Here is a 20105-nt window from a genome sequence, read left to right on the forward strand (position 1 = left end):
GCGCGGTCCGGCTGCGGCGCGCGCGCGGGGTGTTCGTTGCGCGCCCGGCCGCATCGTTGTTCGCACCGTCGCGACACGATGCGCACGCGTTCGGCAAGCGGGCGAACCGGGACGTACAATTCTTCTCTCTCCCTTCGACGCGCGGGCAGCGCGAAAAGCCATGGAGCAGACGGATTGTGTCGTGATCGGCGCGGGTGTCGTCGGTCTGGCGATTGCGCGCGAGCTGGCCGCGCGCGGGCGTGAAACGATCGTGCTCGAGGCGGCCGACGCGATCGGCACGGGCACGAGTTCGCGCAACAGCGAGGTGATTCACGCGGGGCTCTACTATCCGCGCGGGTCGCTGAAGGCGACGTCGTGCGTGCACGGGCGCGACCTGCTGTACGAATTCTGCGACACGCATCACGTGCCGCACCGGCGCACCGGCAAGCTGCTGGTCGCGACGAGCGCCGCGCAAGTGAAGCAGTTGAAGGCGATCGGCGCGCGCGCGGCCGAAAACGGCGTGCTCGACCTGCTGCCGCTCACGCGCGCCGAAGCGCAGACGCTCGAGCCCGCGCTCGAATGCGTGGAGGCGCTGTTCTCGCCGTCGACCGGCATCGTCGACAGCCATCAGCTGATGCTCGCGCTGCTCGGCGATGCCGAACGCGACGGCGCCGTGTGCGCGCTGCAATCTCCGGTCGAGTCGATCGACGTGCTGCGCGGCGGGCGCTTCATCGTGCGCACCGGCGGCGGCGCGCCGACCGAGATCGACGCGTCGTGCGTGATCAACAGCGCGGGGCTCGGCGCGCAGGCGCTCGCGCACCGCACGCGCGGCCTCGATCCGCGCTGGGTGCCGCCGCTCTATCTCGCGCGCGGCAATTATTTCAGTCTGTCGGGCCGTGCGCCGTTCTCGCACCTGATCTACCCGATGCCCGATCGTGCGGGGCTCGGCGTGCACCTGACGTTCGATCTCGGCGGGCAGGCGCGCTTCGGCCCGGACGTCGAGTGGTGCGATGCGCTGCGCTACGAAGTCGATCCGGCGCGCGCGGGCGCGTTCTACGCGTCGATCCGCGCATTCTGGCCGGGCCTCCCCGACGACGCGCTGCAGCCGGCGTACGCGGGCATCCGGCCGAAGGTCGCGGGGCCCGGCGAGCCGCCGGCCGACTTCATCGTGCAGGGCGCCGCGCAGCACGGCGTGCGCGGGCTCGTGAACCTGTTCGGCATCGAGTCGCCGGGGCTCACCGCGTCGCTCGCGCTCGCGCAGCGGGTGGGCGACATGGTGTCGCGCGCGTGACGCACGGCCCGCCGCCGTGCGGGCCGGCCGGATGGAACCCGTGTGAAATCCCTTATCTCCGGCATTTCGGCGCGCACATTTATTCGCTTGAGCGTTATTCTGTTGGACGCCGTCGCCAGAACGGCTTTCAAACCGATAACGTTGGAGCGAGTCCCCCATGAAAACATCCCGTCGGAGTTTCCTGATTACGAGCATTGGCGCGGTCTCCGCGCTGGCGCTGTCGCGCGAAGCGCTGGCCGATGCGCCGATGCTGTCGGAAACCGATCCGACCGCGGTGGCGCTCGGCTACAAGGCCGATGCCACGAAGGTCGACAAGACGAAGTACCCGAAATACGCAGCGGGCCAGGATTGCGCGGCCTGCATGCTGTACCAGGGCAAGAAGGGCTCGGCTTCGGGCCCGTGCGGCGCGTTCCCCGGCAAGCAGGTGTCGGCGAAGGGCTGGTGCAGCGCTTTCTCGAAGATGGGTTGAGGCCCGTGCGGCATCGTGCGATGCCGCAATGCGGCGAAAACCGCAACACGCTCGCTGTCGTTCGATGGCGGGCGTTTTTTTATGCTTGAAAACGGTTCCGTCGCTTTCTACACTCGCTGCACACCAGCGCGCCGCGGTACCCCGCGCGCCGAACCGCCCGATACGGCGAATCCACGAGGACGAGGCACGCATGGCGACGATTGCGAATTCAACGAAAACGGCCCGGCCCGAGCGCGCGCTGAACCGGCGCGCCGTCGTGGCCGCCGTGATCGGCAATGCGCTCGAGTGGTACGACTTCACGGTGTTCGGCTTCATGACGGTCGTGATCGCCGAGCTGTTCTTTCCCACCTCCAGCGAATACTCGTCGCTGCTGCTGACCACCGCGACGTTCGGCGTCGCGTTCTTCATGCGCCCGATCGGCGGGATCGTGTTCGGGCTGTACGCGGACCGTGCGGGCCGCAAGGCCGCGCTGTCGCTCGTGATCCTGCTGATGACGGCCGGCATCTTCCTGCTCGCGATCGCGCCGCCCTATGCGGCGATCGGCATCGGCGGCCCGCTGCTGATCGTGCTCGGCCGCCTGCTGCAGGGCTTCTCCGCGGGCGGCGAATTCGGCAGCGCGACGGCGCTGCTGATCGAAGCGGCGCCATTCTCGAAACGCGGTTTCTATGGCAGCTGGCAGATGGCGAGCCAGGCGGGCGCACTGTTGATCGGCGCGCTCGTCGGCGCGGCCGTCACGCGCGGGCTGTCGCACGACGCGCTGCGCAGCTGGGGCTGGCGCGTGCCGTTCGTCCTCGGGCTCGTGATCGGCCCGATCGGCTTCTACATCCGCCGTCATCTCGCGGATTCCGAAGCATTCCTGCATGCGCAGCAGAGCGCGCGCCGCGCGACGCTCGGCGAAGTGTTCACGCGCCATCCGCGCGAGGTGCTGTGCGGGCTCGGCTCGGTGATCGCGCTCACCGTGACGATCTACGTGCTGATCAGCTATCTGCCGACCTTTGCGGTGAAGCAGCTGAAGCTGCCCTATGCGGAATCGTTCTACGCGGTGATCGTCGGCAACCTGCTGCTGATGGTGCTGTCGCCGGTCGCGGGCGCGTGGTCGGATCGCATCGGCCGCAAGGGGCTGTCGCTGTGGTCGCTCGTGCTGACGCTCGCGCTGATGTATCCGCTGTTCGCGTGGCTCGACGCGGCGCCGAGCATCGGGCGGCTGATTGCGGTGCAGGCCGTGCTGTCGGTGACGCTCGCGGGCTACTACGGGCCGTTCGGCGCGATGATCGCCGAGCTGTTCCCGGCCAACGTGCGCTCGACCGGGCTGTCGATCGCGTACAACGTCGCGGTGATGCTGTTCGGCGGCTTCGGCCAGTTCATCGTCACGTGGCTGATCAAGGTGACCGGCACGCCGCTCGCGCCGACCTACTACGTGATGGCGGGAATCGCGCTGTCGATCGTCGCGGTCGCGTTCGTGCCCGCGCGCAACGCCGACCTCGACGCGCCGGCGTGACGGCATGACGATTTGAAGACGGTCATCGAATCGTTTCGCAAAGCGCAATGATGTGCTGCGCAACGCGGGGAAACGGTGCGGCGCCCCGTTCGTGTTCGCACCCGAATTGTTTAGTCGTCGAACGAAACATGCGCGAAATGCACGAAATTGTCGCTCGCGCGCGTTGTCGCATTTTTTACCCCCACTAAAAATCGGCAAAAACCCGGCGGGCATCTAGAAGAGTTTTTTCTCCAGCTTGTTGCCGCATCGTTAGCTCAAGTAATATCCGCGTACGCCGGACCCTGGCGGGACCGGTTCCGATCTGGAGACCTGGAGGAAACATGGAATACAACCGTCTGTTGCACACCCTGCGTGTTACCGCCATGGCAGGCGTGGCAGCGGCATCGCTCGGCGTCGCGGGCTCTGCATTCGCACAGATCCCGAACAAAACGCTCGTCTACTGCTCAGAAGGCAGCCCGGCGGGTTTCGATTCCGCGCAATTTACGACCGGCGTCGATTTCACCGCCGCCACGTTCACCGTCTACAACCGCCTCGTCGAATTCGAGCGCGGCGGCACGAAGGTCGAGCCCGGCCTCGCCGAGAAGTGGGACGTGTCGTCCGACGGCAAGGTGTACACGTTCCACCTGCGCCACGGCGTGAAGTTCCACACGACCGACTTCTTCAAGCCGACGCGTGAATTCAACGCGGACGACGTGCTGTTCTCGTTCCAGCGCATGCTCGACCCGAACAATGCGTTCCGCAAGGCGTACCCGGTGTCGTTCCCGTACTTCACCGACATGGGCCTCGACAAGCTGATCACGAAGATCGAGAAGGTCGATCCGTACACCGTGAAGTTCACGCTGGCCGAGCCGAACGCGCCGTTCATCCAGAACATGGCGATGGAATTCGCGTCGATCCTGTCGGCCGAATACGGCGACCAGCTGATGAAGGCCGGCAAGGCCGCCGACATCAACCAGAAGCCGGTCGGCACGGGCCCGTTCATCTTCCGCAGCTACACGAAGGATGCGACGATCCGCTTCGACGGCAATCCTGATTACTGGAAGAAGGGCGAAGTGAAGCTGTCGAAGCTGATCTTCTCGATCACGCCGGATCCGGGCGTGCGCGTGCAGAAGATCAAGCGCAACGAATGCCAGGTGATGAGCTATCCGCGCCCGGCCGACATCGCGACGCTGAAGGCCGATTCGAACGTCGACATGCCGTCGCAGGCCGGCTTCAACCTCGGCTACCTCGCGTACAACGTCGAGCACAAGCCGGTCGACAAGCTCGAAGTGCGTCAGGCGCTCGACATGGCGATCAACAAGAAGGCGATCCTGGAATCCGTCTACCAGGGCGCCGGCCAGGCCGCGAACGCGCCGATGCCGCCGACCCAATGGTCGTACGACAAGAACCTGAAGCTGCCGGCCTACGACACAGCGAAGGCGAAGGCGCTGCTCGCGAAGGCAGGCTTCCCGAACGGTTTCGAGATCACGCTGTGGGCGATGCCCGTGCAGCGCGCGTACAACCCGAACGCGCGCCTGATGGCCGAGATGATCCAGGCCGACTGGGCGAAGATCGGCGTGAAGGCGAAGATCGTCACGTATGAATGGGGCGAGTACATCAAGCGCGCGCACTCGGGCGAGCAGGACACGATGCTGATCGGCTGGACGGGCGACAACGGCGACCCCGACAACTGGCTCGGCACGCTGCTCGGCTGCGAGGCGATCAAGGGCAACAACTTCTCGCACTGGTGCTACAAGCCGTTCGACGAGCTGGTCCAGAAGGGCCGCACGACGACGGGCCAGGACGCGCGCACGAAGCTCTACACGCAGGCGCAGCAGATCTTCGCGCAACAGCTGCCGTTCTCGCCGATCGCGAACTCGACCGTCTACCAGCCGGTGCGCAAGAACGTGGTCGACATGCGGATCGAACCGCTCGGCTATGCGCGTTTCGACGGTGTCAGCGTGAAGTAACCGGGCTGGCGTAAGCTGTCGTCATTGAGAAAACCGGCTTGAAATCATCCGGCGGCGAGGGGCCAAAAGCCCTTCGTCGCCGGTCGCACATTTCCCACAAGAAAATACGAGACGCATCATGTTCAGATTCGTGTTGCGCCGCGTGGGGATGGTGATCCCGACTTTCATCGGCATCACCATCCTGGCGTTTGCGCTGATTCACCTGATACCGGGCGACCCCATCGAAGTGATGATGGGCGAGCGCGGCGTCGATCCCGCGATGCACGCAGAGGCGATGAAACGCCTCGGGCTCGACCAGCCGCTGCCCCTGCAGTACATCCACTACATCGGCCGGGCGCTGCATGGTGACCTCGGCATGTCGATCATCACCAACACGAGCGTCGCGGGCGAGTTCTTCGCGCGCTTCCCGGCGACCGTCGAACTGTCGCTGTGCGCGCTCGTGTTCGCGCTCGTGGTCGGGCTGCCGGCCGGCGTGATCGCCGCGCTGCGGCGCGGCTCGGTCGTCGATCACGGCGTGATGGGCACTGCGCTCACCGGCTATTCGATGCCGATCTTCTGGTGGGGGCTGATCCTCATCATGGTGTTCTCGTCGTATCTGGGCTGGACGCCCGTGTCGGGGCGCATCGCGGTCGAATACGATTTCCCGCACCCGACCGGCTTCATGCTGATCGACGCGCTGCTCGCGCCGGACGAAGGCTCGTTCAAGTCGGCGGTGAGCCACCTGATCCTGCCCGCGATCGTGCTCGGCACGATCCCGCTCGCGGTGATCGCGCGGATGACGCGCTCGTCGATGCTCGAGGTGCTGCGCGAGGACTACATCCGCACCGCCCGCGCGAAAGGGCTGTCGCCCGTGCGCGTGGTCGTCGTGCATGCGCTGCGCAATGCGCTGATCCCGGTCGTCACCGTGATCGGCCTGCAGATCGGCACGCTGCTTGCTGGCGCCGTGCTGACCGAGACGCTCTTTTCGTGGCCCGGCGTCGGCAAGTGGCTGATCGATGCGATCGGCCGCCGCGACTATCCGGTCGTCCAGGGCGGCATCCTGTTGATCGCGACGCTCGTGATCGTCGTGAACCTGGTCGTCGACCTGCTGTACGGCGTGCTGAATCCGCGCATCCGCCACACGAGGTAATTCCATGAGCAATCTGCAAAATACCCTGCCGACCGAATCCGCGCCGGCCGGCGGCCGTGCGCTTGCGCTACGCGAGTTCTGGGCCAACTTCTCGCGCAACCGCGGCGCCGTCGGCGCGGGCATCGTCGTGATCGTGCTGATCGCAGTCGCGCTGCTCGCGCCGCTGATCGCGCCGCACAGCCCGGTCGAGCAATACCGCGACTACGTGAAGATTCCGCCCGCGTGGCTCGCCGGCGGTAACTGGCAATTCGTCCTCGGCACCGACGAAGCGGGCCGCGACATCCTTTCGCGGCTGATGTTCGGCGCGCGGATGTCGTTCTGGATCGGCTTCGTGTCGGTCGTGCTCGCGCTGATCCCCGGCATCGTGCTCGGGCTCGTCGCCGCGTTCTTCCAGAAGTGGGCGGACACGCCGGTGATGCGCATCATGGACGTGCTGCTCGCGCTGCCGTCGCTGCTGCTCGCGGTCGCGGTCGTCGCGATCATCGGCCCGGGCCTCACCAACACGATGTTCGCGATCGCGATCGTCGCGCTGCCGGCCTACGTGCGTCTCACGCGCGCATCGGCGCTCGGCGAGCTGCAGAAGGAATACGTGACCGCGTCGCGCGTGGCCGGCGCCGGCACGCTGCGCCTGATGTTCTCGCAGGTGCTGCCGAACTGCACGGCGCCGCTGATCGTGCAGGCGACGCTCGGCTTCTCGTCGGCGATCCTCGACGCGGCCGCGCTCGGCTTCCTCGGCCTCGGCGTGCAACCGCCGACCGCCGAGTGGGGCGCGATGCTCGCTTCCGCGCGCGACTACATCGACAACGCATGGTGGATCGTGACGATGCCCGGCCTGTCGATCCTGATTTCGGTGCTCGCGATCAACCTGCTCGGCGACGGGCTGCGCGACGCGCTCGATCCCAAACTGAAGCGGATGGCATGACATGAGCGAGAACCTACTGACCATCCGCAATCTCGCGGTGAACTTCAACGGCCTGCCCGCGGTCGACCGGATCAACCTGTCGGTCGCGCCGGGCGAGGTGGTGGGCGTCGTCGGCGAATCGGGCTCGGGCAAGAGCGTGACGATGATGGCGCTGATGGGCCTGATCGACGCGCCCGGCAAGGTGACGGCCGACGAGGTCACGTTCAACGGCGTCGACCTGCTGAAGGCGTCGCCGAAGGCGCGCCGCAAGATCGTCGGCAAGGACATCGCGATGGTGTTCCAGGACGCGCTGACGAGCCTGAACCCGAGCTACACCGTCGGTTACCAGATCAAGGAAGTGCTGAAGCTGCACGAAGGGCTGCGCGGCGACGCGCTGCACCGGCGCGCGCTCGAACTGCTCGACCAGGTCGGCATTCCCGATGCGAAGAACCGCATCGCGTCGTTCCCGCACCAGATGTCGGGCGGGATGAACCAGCGCGTAATGATCGCGATGGCCGTCGCGTGCAACCCGAAGCTGCTGATCGCCGACGAGCCGACCACCGCGCTCGACGTGACGATCCAGGCGCAGATCATGGATCTGCTCGTGAAGCTGCAGAAGGAACGCGGGATGGCGCTCGTGCTGATCTCGCACGATCTGGCCGTGGTGTCGGAGGTCGCGCATCGCGTCGCGGTGATGTACGCGGGCGAGATCATCGAGACCAACCGCGTGCCCGACATCTTCCGCGCGCCGCATCATCCGTACACCGAAGCGCTGCTCGCGGCGATTCCCGAGCACAATCAGGGGGCGCGTCGCCTTGCCGCATTGCCGGGCATGGTGCCGGGCCGCGATGATCGCCCGTCCGGGTGCCTGTTCGCGCCGCGCTGCAAGTACGTCGTCGACGACTGCCGCAAGGCGCGACCGGCGCTCGACGCGCTGGTGTCGGGCAACGACGCGATGCGCGCGCGCTGCATCAAGCCGCTCAATGTTTCCAACCTCGACCTGACGGCTTTGCATGGGACCGGAGTAAGCGCTAAAGCGCAAACTCCGGTCGACAGGAGTTCACGATGAATGCAGATCAAGAAGTCCGTGCCACGTCGCACGACGAGGAAGCGGTACTGGTGGCCGACGGCCTCGCGAAACACTATTCGGTGAAACGCGGGATGTTCGGGCAGGGCACGGTGAAGGCGCTGAACGGCGTGTCGTTCTCGCTGAAGCGCGGCAAGACGCTCGCCGTCGTCGGCGAGTCGGGCTGCGGGAAGTCGACGCTCGCGCGCCAGCTGACGATGATCGAGACGCCCACCGCGGGCAGCCTCGTGATCGACGGCAAGAACGTCGCCGGCGCGAACCGCGAGACGGTCGCCGACCTGCGCCGCCGCGTGCAGATGGTGTTCCAGAACCCGTTCGCCTCGCTGAACCCGCGCAAGACCGTCGAGCAGACGCTCGCCGAGCCGCTCGAGATCAACGCGAACCTGACGGCCGCCGAGCGCGCCGCGCGCATCGCGCAGATCATGCGCACGGTCGGCCTGCGCCCCGAGCACGCGAAGCGCTATCCGCACATGTTCTCGGGCGGCCAGCGCCAGCGGGTCGCGATCGCGCGCGCGATGATCCTCGATCCGCGCATCGTCGTCGCCGACGAGCCGGTGTCCGCGCTCGACGTGTCGATCCAGGCGCAGATCCTGAACCTGTTCATGGATCTGCAGGAGCAGTTCAAGACGAGCTACGTGTTCATCTCGCACAACCTGTCGGTGGTCGAGCACGTCGCGGACGACGTGATGGTGATGTACTTCGGCAGCGTCGCCGAACTCGGCGACAAGGCGACGATCTACGCCCGGCCGCGCCATCCGTACACGCGGGCGCTGATGTCGGCGACGCCGGCGATCTTCGAGGAAGATCGCCGCGTGCAGATCAAGCTGCAGGGCGAGTTGCCGTCGCCGCTCAATCCGCCGTCGGGCTGCGCGTTCCACCAGCGCTGCCCGTACGCGATCGAGCGGTGCCGCGTCGAGGAGCCGCCATTGCGCGAAGTCGACGGCCGGCGCGTGGCCTGCCACCGCGCCGAGGAGGTCGGGGAGGAGAATGCCTGAAGCGTTGGCGGCGCGCGCGTCCGGCGTGCGCCGTGCGGGAGCCGGCGGCGCGCGCGCGATGCGCGCGTACCGCTGCGCGCGGCGCTGGAGCGTGCGTACCGTCACGGGCGCGGCGCTGGCCGGCGCGTGCGTGGCGGCCAGCGTCGTGGTCCCCGTCGAACCGGCGCGCGCCGAAGGGCGCGCGCCGGCGACCTCGCCGATTCATCCGTCGCAGGCGCGGCCGTCCGGCATGAGCCTGCCGGGCTTCCATGCGCCGGCCGTGTCCGATGGCACGGTGTCGCGCGGCACCGTGCGCGTGCAGCCGGCGCGCATGCCGTTCTACGTCGCGACCCGGGGCAAGGTCACGCTCTACGTGCTCGGCACGCTGCACACGGGCGACCCGTCCGATTACCCGAGCGCGCAGCCGTTCCGGCCGCAGATCCTCGCGGCGCTCGCCGCGTCGCCGACGCTCGCGCTCGAGCTGTCGCCCGACGATCTGCTCGAATCGCAGGACGACGTGTCGAAGTACGGCGTGTGCCGCTACCCGTGCCTGCAGCGCCTGCTGCCCGAGCCGCTGTGGCAGCGGCTCGCGGCGCGCCTGCGCGGCAATCCGGCCGCGCTCGCCGAGATCCGCAAGATGCGGCCGTGGCTCGCGGCGCTCGTCGTCGAGACCTACGATTCGCTGTCGGCCGGCCTGCAGACCGAATACGGCACCGAGGCGCAACTGCAGAACGTGTTCCTGAAGCGCAAGGGCGGCCGCGTGATCGGGCTCGAGACGCTCGCCGAACAGATGCGCGCATTCACCGGGCTGACGCTCGCCGAGCAGCGCGAGATGCTCGCGCAGGACATGGTGCAGACGCCCGCGCAGAACGCCGACGACATCAAGGCGCTGCACCGGCTGTGGCGAATTGGCGACGCCGATGCGATCGCCGCGTGGGCCGTCGCGAAGAGCGAGCGGCTCGCGCGTTCGAAGGCGTTGTCGGCGTCGCTCGACAACAAGATCGTGTACGAGCGCAACCGGCGCTTCGTTGCACGGATGACGGCAATCGCCGCGCCGAACCGGCCGCTGTTCGTCGCGATCGGCGCGCTGCATCTGGGCGGCTCGCGCGGCGTGCTCGAATTGTTGCGCCAGCAAGGATACCGGGTCGACGCGAACTGATCGCGCCAGGCTGCCCGCACCGATCTTCCCCTGTTTGATCGACGTCGCGTGCCCCGCGCGAAGCGCTTGCGCGCGGGCGTCGTTCGATAAGGAAAACCCTCGAATCGTCGGAAAATAGCGTTTAAAACGATTGACATCCCGATCGGCCGATATCTATTCTTCATCCCACAAGTTGAAAAAATGAAAAGAATAGATAAGTTCTACGGGGTAGCAGAAATAAAGCGCGGGGTGAGCGTCGCCGGCACGTGAAGCACGTGCCGGCCGCGGAGAGTCTGCATGCACGGCGGGGCCAATCATCGTCGAACAACACATGCATGCAGGTCGACTTGCACATAAGCGACGTTCCGTCGTCTGACCGGGGAAGGCAGTGATCGGGCGGCGGCGGACGTTTTTTAATCCGGAATATTTTTCCGGTCACCGTCGAAAGACGGTTTCGGGGGGTGAATCGACAGACGGCGAAGCCGCAGCGATTGCGCCAACGGAAAAGCGCCACGAGGGCGCTTTTTTCTTTTGGTGCGACGAAAACGTGCGGCGCGCGCACGCAAGGTGCCGACTGCTTCGTTACGCGCCCTCGTCGGCCTGCACCGTCCCGGGCGCAACCACGTCGACGCCGGCGGCCTCGAGCGCCGCGCGGATCCGCTTCGCGAACGCCAGCGCATGCGGCCCGTCCCCATGCAGGCAGACGGTCTGCGCATTGAGCGGCACCCATTCGCCGCTCAGCGCGCGCACCTGCCGGTTGCGCACCATGTCGAGCGTGCGCGCGAGCACCGCGTCTTCATCGTCGATCAACGCGCCGGGCTGGCTGCGCGGCACCAGCGAGCCGTCCGCGCGGTAGCCGCGATCGGCGAACACTTCCTCCACCGCCGCGAGTCCCGCATGCCGCGCGGCCGCGACGAATACGCTGTTCGCAAGCCCGAACACCGCGAGCGACGGATCGAAGTCGTGGATCGCGGACACCACCGCGTCGGCGATCATCGGGTCGCGCGCGGCCTGGTTGTACAGCGCGCCGTGCGGTTTCACGTGCGCGATGCGCCCGCCCTCGGCCTGCGCGATCGCCGACAGCGCGCCGAGCTGGTACAGCACGCCCGCATAGATGTCGCCCGCCGGCAGCTGCATTTCCTTGCGGCCGAAATTCTCCGGATCGTGAAAGCTCGGGTGCGCGCCGATCGACACGCCTTTCTGCACGGCCCAGCGCACGCAGTCGCGCATCGCATTCGCGCCGCCTGCATGCCAGCCGCATGCGATATTTGCCGACGTGACGAGGTCGAGCAACGCCTCGTCCGATCCGCATCCTTCGCCGAGATCGGCATTCAGATCGATTTCCATGATGTTCCTCGTCCACTGGTTGCGTGGCGCGTCTTTCGCTGCTGCTTCCGCCATTGTCACGCCGCGCGCGATTGGGCGCGGCGGCGCGCTTCCTCGCGCATCTCGATCGCGACGTCGATTTGCCGGAGGTACGCCCGTTCCGCGACGAGCGCGGCGCGCGCGGCGTCGGGCGTCGTGCGCACGAAGCGGATCGGCAGGTTGAGCCGCGCCTGCGCGAGCTTCCACAGGTCGGCGCGGATCACCGTGCCGATCTTCGGGTAGCCGCCGGTGGTCTGCGCGTCGTGCATCAGCACGATCGGCTGGCCATTCGGCGGCACCTGGATCGTGCCGGGCAGCACCGCGTGCGACAGCAGCTCGACCGGCCGCTCGCGCACGAGCTCGGCGCCGGCGAGGCGATAGCCCATCCGGTTGCTGTTCGCGGTGACGAGCCATTCCTCGTCCCAGAACGCTTGCTGCGAATCGGCCGCGAACGACGCGTAGTCGGGGCCCGGCAGCACGCGCACGGGCATCGCCCACGGCGCATGCGCGGGGCGGTGACGGCGCGGCGGCTCGTCGACGCGCACGAACGCGCACCACGCCGGCGCCTTCACGCCGAATTCGGGCGCGTCGGCCGCGAGGCAGCCGGCGCCGGCCGGCGGCGCGCCGACCGGCAGCCGGTCGCCGTCGCGCAGCGTGCGGCCGCCGAGGCCGCCGAAGCGCGACGCGAGATCGGTGCTGCGCGAGCCGAGCATCGGCAGCACGTCGATGCCGCCCGCGATGCACAGGTAGCCGCGCATGCCGCGCTTCGCGGCCGGCAGCACGAGCGTCTGGCCGGCGTCGACCGGCAGGCTCCACCACGAATACACGGGCTTGCCGTCGAGCGTCGCGCCGAACTCGGTGCCGGTGATCGCGATGCGCGTGGCGCGCGTGAAGCGGAACGTGGCGGGGCCGATCGTGATTTCGACGGCCGCCGCGTCGGGGCGGTTGCCGACCAGCCGGTTGCCGACTTCGAGCGCGAGACCGTCGAGCGCGCCGCCTTGCGCGACGCCGAGATGGCGCGTGCCGCGGCGCCCGAGATCCTGCACGGTCGACAGCGGGCCGGCCCGCACGACCTCGACGGTGCCCGGTGCGTTGCTCTGGGTCATCGTGCGTCGACTCCCGCAATGGTGAAGCGTACGCGGTCGCCGGGCAGCAGCAGCGTCGGCTGCGGCCGCGCCGGATCGAACAGCTGCTGCGACGTGCGGCCGATTAGTTGCCAGCCGCCGGGCGACGTGGCCGGGTAGATGCCCGTCTGCGCGCCGCCGATGCCGACCGAGCCGGCCGGCACCTCGAGGCGCGGCGCCGCGCGGCGCGGCGTATGCAGCGACGCGTCGAGGCCGCCCAGATACGCGAAGCCCGGCTGGAATCCGACGAAGAACACGACATAGGCGCCGGCCGCGTGGCGCGCGACGACCTCGTCGGCCGACAGGCCCGTGTGCGCGGCGACGGCGGCCAGGTCGGGGCCGGCGGCCCCGCCGTACTCGACCGGGATCTCGACCTCGCGGCCGTCCGCGTGCTCGACGTCGGCCGTCTCCCACGCATCGCGCAACGCGGGCGTGAGCGAATCGGCCGTCGCGGCGAGCGGGTCGAACACGATGGTCAGGTTGTTCATGCCGGGGACGACGTCGACCACGTCGGGCCACGCGCGCGCGGCCTCCGCCACGGCCCAGACGCGGCGCTGGCAATCGAGCGTGGCGGGCGGCGGCACCTCGCAGACGAGGGCGGCATCGCCGAGCGGATAAATGCGGGGTGGCGTCATCGGACTGGCACGGTTCGGACGGCAATGTTAGCGCACATTGTCAATAAAATATCGACAACTTCTCAATAAGCGTTTTCGCCTAGCTCGTAGGCCGGGGCTTCTGGCGTACACTCGGGCACATCCTGTCATCCGGCTTGCGCCGCCTTTCCATGAAGCGTCCTGCGACCAAGATCGTGTCATCCGAACACCTCGTTTCCGATTCGAGCGCGGAGCTGTCGGAGCTCGAATACGGGCTCATCATGGCCGGCAACGCGTTCAATCGCTGGATGGTGCGCTGCATGTCGGCGGCGGGCGCGAAGGACATGACGGCGGTCGAGGTTTCGCTGCTGCATCACGTCAGCCATCGCGAACGCAAGAAGAAGCTCGCCGACATCTGCTTCGTGCTCAATATCGAGGATACGCACGTCGCGACCTATGCGCTGAAAAAACTGATCGCCCGCGGCTATGTGAAAAGCGAAAAGAGCGGCAAGGAAGTGTTCTTCTTCGCGACCGACGCGGGCCGCGAGCTGTGCCTGAAGTATCGCGAGGTGCGCGAGCATTGCCTGATCGAGACGCTGAAGGACAGCGGCCTCACCAACGAGCAGATCGGCGACGCGGCGCAGTTGCTGCGCCACGCATCGGGCCTCTACGACACGGCCGCGCGCGCGGCGGCGTCGCTGTAAAAAGACGATGGCGGAAACGGTCGGGGCGCGGCGCCGCGCCGACGGCCGGCGACGGTCTCGGCGCCACTCGCGCCATCATCCGGCGGCCGGATAAAGCGCACCGTCGGTGACGATCCAGCGCAGCGCGAGATCGTGCGCTTCGGCCGGCAGCGCATCGACGCGGCACGCTTCGTACGCGATGCCGACCGTCACGGGCAGCGTGTCGCCCGGCCATGCGGCGAGCGTGCGATCGTAGTAGCCGCCGCCGTAGCCGAGCCGGTAGCGCTGCGGATCGAATCCCACGCACGGAATCAGCAAAAGATCGGGTACGACGACGATTCCCGACGCCGGTTCGGGAATCCGGTGATGGCCTTCACGCATCGGCGTGTGCGTGTCCCACGCGTGGAACGCGAGCGGCGTGTGACGCTCGCCGATCACCGGCAACGCGGCGCACCGGCCCGGCCCCGCCGCGCACCATGCGAGCACCGCCTCGCGCGCATCGAATTCGCCCGGCAGCGGCCAGTAGAACCCGACCGTGCGCGGCGCCAGACGGTCGAGCAGCGTGCGTAGCCGCGCGTCGAGCGCGGCGTTCGCGGCGGGTTGCGACGCGGCGTCGCGACGGGCGCCGGACAGCGTTTTGCGCAGTGCAACCTTCGGGTTCGGCACAGGGTTGCGTGCTATGCTTTCGGTCACTTCGTGCTCCATTCAAAACGATGTCGAACAGCCTTTTCCGAGTATATCGCGCGGTCGCGCTCGCGCTTTCGGCCGCCGCGCTCGTCGCGAGCACGGCCGCCTGCGCCGCACCGAACGACGACACGCTCGCCGGGGACGACCAGATCTTCGTGCAGCTTCGCGAAGCCGCACGCCGCAACGACGCCGCGAAGGCCGCGCAGCTCGCGTCGATGATCCCGAACTATCCGGTGCCGTCCTACGTCGAGTATTTCCAGATCAAGCCGCAGCTGTTCGATTCGACGGGCCGCGCGCGCGTCGATGCGCCGGACGCGCCCGTGCAGTCGTTCCTGCAGCGCTACGATGGCCAGGCGATCGCCGATCGCCTGCGCAACGACTACCTGCTCGTGCTCGGCGCGCGCCACGACTGGCGCAATTTCGACGACCAGTACAAGCGCTTCGTGCTCGACGACGACACGCAGGTCAAGTGCTATGCGCTCGAATCGCGCGCGGCGCGCAACGAGAACGTCGCCGACGCGGCGCGCGCGCTGCTCGTCGAGCCGAAGAACTACGGCGATGCGTGCGTCGACCTGATCACCGCGCTCACCGTCAACCAGCAGTTCACGAGCGACGACGTGTGGCAGCAGGCGCGCCTCGCGTACGAGCAGAACTACACGACGCTCGGCGGCAAGATCGTCGACGCGCTCGGCCCGCGCCCCGTTGGCTTCGACCAGGCGACGAGCGCGCCGCCGCTGTACCTCGCGCGCGGGGTCGGCGCCGACGCCGCGTCGCATCAGATCGCGCTGATCGCGCTCAGCCGCATGGCGCGCAACGATCCGGACGCCGCCGCCGGGATGCTGACGACGGTCGCGCCTTCGCTGACCAAGCAGGAGCAGGCGATCGCGTGGGGCGCGATCGGCTACCAGGGCGCGATCAAGCGCTCGCCGATGGCATCGGTCTGGTATGCGAAATCGGCGAACGCGCCGCTGTCGAACCCGGGCTACGAATGGCGCACGCGCGCCGCGCTGCTCGCCGGCAACTGGCCGATGGTGCGCTGGTCGATCGAGCAGATGCCGCCGTCGCTGCGCAACGATCCGGCGTGGATCTACTGGCATGCGCGCGCGCTCAAGCAGAGCGGCGACACGCTGCAGGCGAACCAGGAATTCGAGCAGGTCGCCGGCCAGTTCAACTTCTACGGTCAGCTGGCCGGCGAAGAACTCGGCCAGCGCACGACGATTCCGCCGCGCACGAAGGTGAGCGACGCAGAGGTCGACGCGATGGGCAAGATTCCGGGCTTCGCGCTCGCGCAACGCTTCTACGCGCTGAACCTGCGTCTCGAAGGCAATCGCGAATGGAACTGGCCGCTGCGCGGGATGACCGATCGCCAGTTGCTCGCGGCCGCCGAATACGGCAAGCGCGTCGAGCTGCTCGACCGCACGGTCAACACGGCCGACCGCACGAAAGCCGAGCACGACTTCACGCTGCGCTATCCGTCGCCGTACCGCACGACCGTCGAGCGCTATGCGCAATCGACGGGCCTCGACGTCGAGTGGGCGTACGGGCTGATCCGCCAGGAATCGCGCTTCATCATCAGCGCGCGTTCGTCGGTGGGCGCGGGCGGCCTGATGCAGCTGATGCCGGCGACGGCCCAGATGGTCGCGAAGAAGCTCGGCATGGGCGCGATCTCGCGCGCGCAGATGCACGACATCGACACCAACATCCAGCTCGGCACCTGGTATCTCGCGGACATCTACAACAACTTCGACAGCTCGCCGGTGCTCGCCACCGCCGGCTACAACGCGGGCCCGGGCCGGCCGCGCCAGTGGCGCCAGGTGTTGACGCAGCCGGTCGAAGGCGCGATCTTCGCGGAGACGATTCCGTTCAACGAGACGCGCGACTACGTGAAGAACGTGCTGTCGAACACCGTCTACTATGCGGCGCTCTTCGAGGGCAAACCGCAGTCGTTGAAGAAACGTCTAGGCATGATCTCGCCCTGATACACGAACTGCCACGCGAGACGCGGCAGTGTTTAAGGGGCTGTTCACGCTAATAACGGGCTTGCGAACGAGGCTGGCCGGCTGCAGTGCAAGAAGCAAGGAGCGCCGTTTGGCCGAGCCGAACAAGCGACGCGCGACGCCGCAATGCGGCCGGCCAGCCTCGTTCCCCTGACTGGAAAAAATCATGAATGGGGCTGGCCGCCGGAAGGACCGATCGCTGCGTCATGCTCCTTGCGAATACGCCGAGTATTCGCTGCGTCGCAATCCTTGCGCTCGGCCCTTCTGGCGGCCAGCGCAAGCCCGTTATTAGCGTGAACAGCCCCTTAGAGGTTCCGAACATGGATCGCCAGACCGTCGCGCTGCTGGGCGGCACCGGCTTCATCGGCAGCCGGCTCGTCAATGCGCTGATCGACGCCGGCAAGCAGGTGCGGATCGGCACGCGGCGGCGCGACCACGCGCGCCACCTGCAGATGCTGCCGGTCGACATCGTCGAACTCGACGCGCTCGATACGCGCACGCTCGCGCGCTTCGTCGCCGGCGCGCACGCGGCGATCAACCTGATCGGCGTGCTGCACGGCGGCCGCGGCACGCCGTACGGGCCCGGCTTCGAGCGCGCGCACGTCGCGCTGCCGGCTGCGCTCGCAACCGCCTGCACCGAGGTCGGCGTGCGGCGCCTACTGCACATGAGCGCGCTCGGCGCCGATTCGCACGGCGCGAGCATGTACCAGCGCTCGAAGGGCGACGGCGAAGCCGCGCTGCATGCGATCGCGGCCACCGATTCGCTCGCGCTGACGATCTTCCGTCCGTCGGTCGTGTTCGGCCCCGGCGACGCGTTCCTCAATACGTTCGCGAACCTGCAGCGCACGGTGCCCGTGCTGCCGCTCGCGATGCCCGACGCGCGCTTCCAGCCGGTGTTCGTCGGCGACGTCGTGCGCGCGTTCGTCAACACGCTCGATCTCGTCGGCGCGCACGGCAAGACCTACGAACTCGGCGGCCCGACCGTCTACACGCTCGAGCAACTGGTGCGCTACTGCGGCACGCTGGTCGGCCGGCAGGCACGCATCGTGCGGCTGCCCGACGCGCTTGCGCGGCTGCAGGCGAGCGTGTTCGAATGCTTGCCGGGCGAGCCGGTGCTCACGCGCGACAATCTCGCGACGATGTCGGTGCCGAACGTGCTGTCAGGGCCGCTCGCGCCGGAACTCGGACTCTCGCCCGCGAGTCTCGAAAGCATTGCGCCCGCTTATCTCGGCGAAGCGGCGACGCGCTCGCGGTTCGACTGGTTCCGCTCGCGTCGCTAATACCCGCGGGGCGCCGCCGGCCGGCCCCCGTTCTTTTCCTGTTTCGCGTTTTCCGGAACCCTGTCATGAAACTCGTCATTGGAGACAAGAACTACTCGTCGTGGTCGATGCGGCCGTGGCTGCTGCTCGCGCATTTCGGCATCCCGTTCGACGAGATCGTGGTCGAGCTGCGCCGCGACGACACGGCCGCGCGCATCCGCGAATACTCGCCGACCGGCAAGGTGCCGTGTCTGGTCGACGATCACGGCGCGGCGATCTGGGATTCGCTCGCGATCGCCGAGACGCTCGCCGAGCGCTATCCGCAATTCCCGATGTGGCCGGCCGACCCGCTCGCGCGTGCGCATGCGCGCTGCGTGTCCGCCGAGATGCATTCGGGCTTCATGGCGCTGCGCACGCAGATGGGCATGAGCATCCGCGCATCGATGCCGGGGCGCGGCGCGACGCCCGAGGCGCTCGCCGACGTCGCGCGCATCGACGCGCTGTGGAGCGAATGCATCGAGGCCTCGGGCGGGCCGTTCCTGTTCGGCGAATTCGGGATCGCCGATGCGATGTATGCGCCCGTCGTGATGCGCTTCAACACGTATGCGCCGGCGCTGTCGCCGGAGGCGGCCGGCTATGCGGCGCGCGTGACGGCGCTGCCGGCCGTGCAGCGGTGGATCGATGCCGCGCGCCGCGAAACCAACGTGATCGCCGAATACGAGCCGCAGTGATGAACATCTACGCAGTAGGCGGAGCGATCCGCGACGAATTGCTCGGCGTGCCGGTGCAGGACCGCGACTACGTGGTGGTGGGTGCGACGCCGGAGCAGATGATCGCGCAGGGCTTCCGGCCGGTGGGCAAGGATTTCCCGGTGTTCCTGCATCCGCAGACGCAGGAGGAATACGCGCTCGCGCGCACCGAACGCAAGACGGCGGCCGGCTATCACGGCTTCCAGTTCCATTACGCGCCGGACGTGACGCTCGACGAGGATCTCGCGCGGCGCGACCTGACGATCAACGCGATGGCGCGCGAGGTGAGCCCGGAAGGCGCGCTGGTCGGCCCGGTGATCGATCCGTTCGACGGGCAGGCCGACCTGCGCGCGCGCGTGTTCCGGCACGTGAGCGACGCGTTCGTCGAGGATCCGGTGCGGATCCTGCGCATCGCGCGCTTCGCCGCACGGTTCGCGGATTTCACGGTCGCGGACGACACGCTCGCGCTGATGCGGCGGATGGTCGACGCGGGCGAGGTCGACGCGCTCGTGCCCGAGCGCGTGTGGCAGGAAATCGCGCGCGGACTGATGGAGGCGAAGCCGTCGCGGATGTTCGCGGTGCTGCGCGATTGCGGCGCGCTCGCGCGCATCCTGCCCGAGGTCGATGCGCTGTGGGGCGTGCCGCAGCGCGCCGATTACCACCCGGAAGTCGATACCGGCGTGCACGTGATGATGGTCGTCGACTACGCGGCGAAGCAGGGCTATTCGCTGGCGGTGCGCTTCGCGGCGCTCACGCACGATCTCGGCAAGGGGACCACGCCCGCGGACGTGCTGCCGCGCCACGTCGGCCACGAAAGCCGCAGCGTCGAACTGCTCAAGCCGTTGTGCGAGCGGCTGCGCGTGCCGAACGAATGCCGCGATCTCGCGCTGGTGGTCGCGCGCGAGCACGGCAACCTGCATCGCGTGATGGAGATGGGCGCGGCCGCGCTGGTGCGGCTCTTCGAGCGCAGCGACGCGCTGCGCAAGCCGGCGCGCTTCGCCGAGTTGCTGCAGGCGTGCGAGTCGGACGCGCGCGGCCGGCTCGGGCTCGATGCGCAGCCGTATCCGCAGGCCGAGCGGCTGCGCGTCGCACTCGCGGCCGCGCGCAGCGTCGATGCCGGCGCAATCGCGCGCGGCATCGGCAACGACACGGAGAAGATCAAGGAAGCCGTGCATCGCGCGCGGATCCAGGCCGTCGCGCAGGCGCTCGCGATCGGCGAATAGTCGGCGAGTA

General features: G+C 68.0%; 18 protein-coding genes. 14 read left to right on the top strand and 4 right to left on the bottom strand.

Features of this window, described 5'->3' with window-relative positions:
• Nucleotides 1-160 precede the first annotated feature (160 nt).
• The 9 genes from A9Z05_RS28205 (at nt 161) to A9Z05_RS28245 (ending at nt 10436) form a co-directional block, all read left to right on the top strand.
• Nucleotides 161-1270, top strand: coding sequence for an NAD(P)/FAD-dependent oxidoreductase (locus tag A9Z05_RS28205; RefSeq protein WP_069620984.1), 1110 nt, complete (start codon nt 161-163; stop codon nt 1268-1270).
• Nucleotides 1271-1427: 157 nt separating this feature from the next.
• Entirely contained in the window at nt 1428-1739 is a 312-nt protein-coding gene (locus tag A9Z05_RS28210; protein ID WP_021163765.1) for a high-potential iron-sulfur protein, read from the top strand.
• A gap of 190 nt (nt 1740-1929) precedes the next feature.
• Nucleotides 1930-3237, top strand: coding sequence for an MFS transporter (locus tag A9Z05_RS28215; RefSeq protein WP_069620985.1), 1308 nt, complete (start codon nt 1930-1932; stop codon nt 3235-3237).
• Nucleotides 3238-3557: 320 nt separating this feature from the next.
• Nucleotides 3558-5186 carry an ABC transporter substrate-binding protein gene (locus A9Z05_RS28220; protein WP_069620986.1) on the top strand — a complete coding sequence of 543 codons (1629 nt, stop codon included), beginning with the start codon at nt 3558-3560 and terminating at the stop codon, nt 5184-5186.
• A gap of 118 nt (nt 5187-5304) precedes the next feature.
• Nucleotides 5305-6315, top strand: a complete 1011-nt coding sequence (locus A9Z05_RS28225) for an ABC transporter permease subunit (protein ID WP_069620987.1) — start codon at nt 5305-5307, stop codon at nt 6313-6315.
• Nucleotides 6316-6319: 4 nt separating this feature from the next.
• Nucleotides 6320-7237: an ABC transporter permease subunit gene (locus A9Z05_RS28230; protein ID WP_069620988.1), complete on the top strand. Its 918-nt coding sequence runs from the start codon at nt 6320-6322 to the stop codon at nt 7235-7237.
• A gap of 1 nt (nt 7238) precedes the next feature.
• Nucleotides 7239-8285, top strand: a complete 1047-nt coding sequence (locus tag A9Z05_RS28235) for an ABC transporter ATP-binding protein (RefSeq protein ID WP_069620989.1) — start codon at nt 7239-7241, stop codon at nt 8283-8285.
• On the top strand, nt 8282-9298 hold the full coding sequence (locus A9Z05_RS28240; RefSeq protein WP_069620990.1) for a peptide ABC transporter ATP-binding protein: 1017 nt from the start codon (nt 8282-8284) through the stop codon (nt 9296-9298). The genes A9Z05_RS28235 and A9Z05_RS28240 overlap by 4 nt, the downstream gene beginning before the upstream one ends.
• Nucleotides 9291-10436: a TraB/GumN family protein gene (locus tag A9Z05_RS28245; protein WP_069620991.1), complete on the top strand. Its 1146-nt coding sequence runs from the start codon at nt 9291-9293 to the stop codon at nt 10434-10436. The genes A9Z05_RS28240 and A9Z05_RS28245 overlap by 8 nt, the downstream gene beginning before the upstream one ends.
• A 561-nt stretch (nt 10437-10997) precedes the next feature.
• Here A9Z05_RS28245 and pxpA read toward each other — a convergent pair.
• The 3 genes from pxpA to pxpB are packed head-to-tail and all read right to left on the bottom strand — an operon-like array spanning nt 10998 to nt 13539.
• A complete protein-coding gene (pxpA, locus tag A9Z05_RS28250) occupies nt 10998-11762 on the bottom strand; it encodes a 5-oxoprolinase subunit PxpA (protein WP_069620992.1) in 765 nt (254 codons plus the stop codon).
• Nucleotides 11763-11818: 56 nt separating this feature from the next.
• A complete protein-coding gene (locus A9Z05_RS28255; protein WP_069620993.1) occupies nt 11819-12886 on the bottom strand; it encodes a biotin-dependent carboxyltransferase family protein in 1068 nt (355 codons plus the stop codon).
• Nucleotides 12883-13539 (bottom strand): 5-oxoprolinase subunit PxpB, encoded by a 657-nt coding sequence (gene pxpB, locus A9Z05_RS28260; protein WP_069620994.1) that lies wholly within the window; start codon nt 13537-13539, stop codon nt 12883-12885. Before pxpB ends, A9Z05_RS28255 begins: the two co-directional genes overlap by 4 nt.
• 149 nt (nt 13540-13688) lie before the next feature.
• Between pxpB and A9Z05_RS35440 the strand changes: the two genes are divergently transcribed.
• The gene (locus tag A9Z05_RS35440; RefSeq protein ID WP_044847863.1) at nt 13689-14201 is read left to right on the top strand and encodes a winged helix DNA-binding protein; all 513 of its coding nucleotides are present in this window, start codon (nt 13689-13691) and stop codon (nt 14199-14201) included.
• Nucleotides 14202-14276: 75 nt separating this feature from the next.
• Here the strand turns inward: A9Z05_RS35440 and A9Z05_RS28265 are convergent, their stop codons facing one another.
• A complete protein-coding gene (locus tag A9Z05_RS28265) occupies nt 14277-14885 on the bottom strand; it encodes a 5-formyltetrahydrofolate cyclo-ligase (RefSeq protein ID WP_069620995.1) in 609 nt (202 codons plus the stop codon).
• An 8-nt stretch (nt 14886-14893) separates the two neighbouring features.
• Between A9Z05_RS28265 and A9Z05_RS28270 the strand changes: the two genes are divergently transcribed.
• The 4 genes from A9Z05_RS28270 to A9Z05_RS28285 all read left to right on the top strand — a co-directional run bounded on the left by A9Z05_RS28270 (nt 14894) and on the right by A9Z05_RS28285 (nt 20095).
• On the top strand, nt 14894-16846 hold the full coding sequence (locus A9Z05_RS28270) for a lytic transglycosylase domain-containing protein (RefSeq protein ID WP_069620996.1): 1953 nt from the start codon (nt 14894-14896) through the stop codon (nt 16844-16846).
• A gap of 338 nt (nt 16847-17184) precedes the next feature.
• Nucleotides 17185-18144, top strand: coding sequence for a complex I NDUFA9 subunit family protein (locus A9Z05_RS28275; RefSeq protein ID WP_069620997.1), 960 nt, complete (start codon nt 17185-17187; stop codon nt 18142-18144).
• A 65-nt stretch (nt 18145-18209) separates the two neighbouring features.
• Nucleotides 18210-18854 carry a glutathione S-transferase family protein gene (locus A9Z05_RS28280; RefSeq protein ID WP_069620998.1) on the top strand — a complete coding sequence of 215 codons (645 nt, stop codon included), beginning with the start codon at nt 18210-18212 and terminating at the stop codon, nt 18852-18854.
• Nucleotides 18854-20095: a multifunctional CCA addition/repair protein gene (locus tag A9Z05_RS28285; protein ID WP_069620999.1), complete on the top strand. Its 1242-nt coding sequence runs from the start codon at nt 18854-18856 to the stop codon at nt 20093-20095. The genes A9Z05_RS28280 and A9Z05_RS28285 overlap by 1 nt, the downstream gene beginning before the upstream one ends.
• Nucleotides 20096-20105: the final 10 nt, after the last annotated feature.

The sequence above is a fragment of the Burkholderia sp. A2 genome, assembly GCF_001729305.1.
Lineage (GTDB): Bacteria > Pseudomonadota > Gammaproteobacteria > Burkholderiales > Burkholderiaceae > Burkholderia > Burkholderia sola.

Coding starts and splice junctions, on each gene's coding strand:
- pxpB (WP_069620994.1), bottom strand. CDS start 13,539: ATGACGCCACCCCGCATTTATCCGCTCGGCGATGCCGCCCTCGTCTGC.
- A9Z05_RS28255 (WP_069620993.1), bottom strand. CDS start 12,886: ATGACCCAGAGCAACGCACCGGGCACCGTCGAGGTCGTGCGGGCCGGC.
- pxpA (WP_069620992.1), bottom strand. CDS start 11,762: ATGGAAATCGATCTGAATGCCGATCTCGGCGAAGGATGCGGATCGGAC.
- A9Z05_RS28265 (WP_069620995.1), bottom strand. CDS start 14,885: ATGGAGCACGAAGTGACCGAAAGCATAGCACGCAACCCTGTGCCGAAC.
- A9Z05_RS28270 (WP_069620996.1), top strand. CDS start 14,894: ATGTCGAACAGCCTTTTCCGAGTATATCGCGCGGTCGCGCTCGCGCTT.
- A9Z05_RS28205 (WP_069620984.1), top strand. CDS start 161: ATGGAGCAGACGGATTGTGTCGTGATCGGCGCGGGTGTCGTCGGTCTG.
- A9Z05_RS28275 (WP_069620997.1), top strand. CDS start 17,185: ATGGATCGCCAGACCGTCGCGCTGCTGGGCGGCACCGGCTTCATCGGC.
- A9Z05_RS28245 (WP_069620991.1), top strand. CDS start 9,291: ATGCCTGAAGCGTTGGCGGCGCGCGCGTCCGGCGTGCGCCGTGCGGGA.
- A9Z05_RS28280 (WP_069620998.1), top strand. CDS start 18,210: ATGAAACTCGTCATTGGAGACAAGAACTACTCGTCGTGGTCGATGCGG.
- A9Z05_RS35440 (WP_044847863.1), top strand. CDS start 13,689: ATGAAGCGTCCTGCGACCAAGATCGTGTCATCCGAACACCTCGTTTCC.
- A9Z05_RS28220 (WP_069620986.1), top strand. CDS start 3,558: ATGGAATACAACCGTCTGTTGCACACCCTGCGTGTTACCGCCATGGCA.
- A9Z05_RS28235 (WP_069620989.1), top strand. CDS start 7,239: ATGAGCGAGAACCTACTGACCATCCGCAATCTCGCGGTGAACTTCAAC.
- A9Z05_RS28240 (WP_069620990.1), top strand. CDS start 8,282: ATGAATGCAGATCAAGAAGTCCGTGCCACGTCGCACGACGAGGAAGCG.
- A9Z05_RS28285 (WP_069620999.1), top strand. CDS start 18,854: ATGAACATCTACGCAGTAGGCGGAGCGATCCGCGACGAATTGCTCGGC.
- A9Z05_RS28230 (WP_069620988.1), top strand. CDS start 6,320: ATGAGCAATCTGCAAAATACCCTGCCGACCGAATCCGCGCCGGCCGGC.
- A9Z05_RS28215 (WP_069620985.1), top strand. CDS start 1,930: ATGGCGACGATTGCGAATTCAACGAAAACGGCCCGGCCCGAGCGCGCG.
- A9Z05_RS28210 (WP_021163765.1), top strand. CDS start 1,428: ATGAAAACATCCCGTCGGAGTTTCCTGATTACGAGCATTGGCGCGGTC.
- A9Z05_RS28225 (WP_069620987.1), top strand. CDS start 5,305: ATGTTCAGATTCGTGTTGCGCCGCGTGGGGATGGTGATCCCGACTTTC.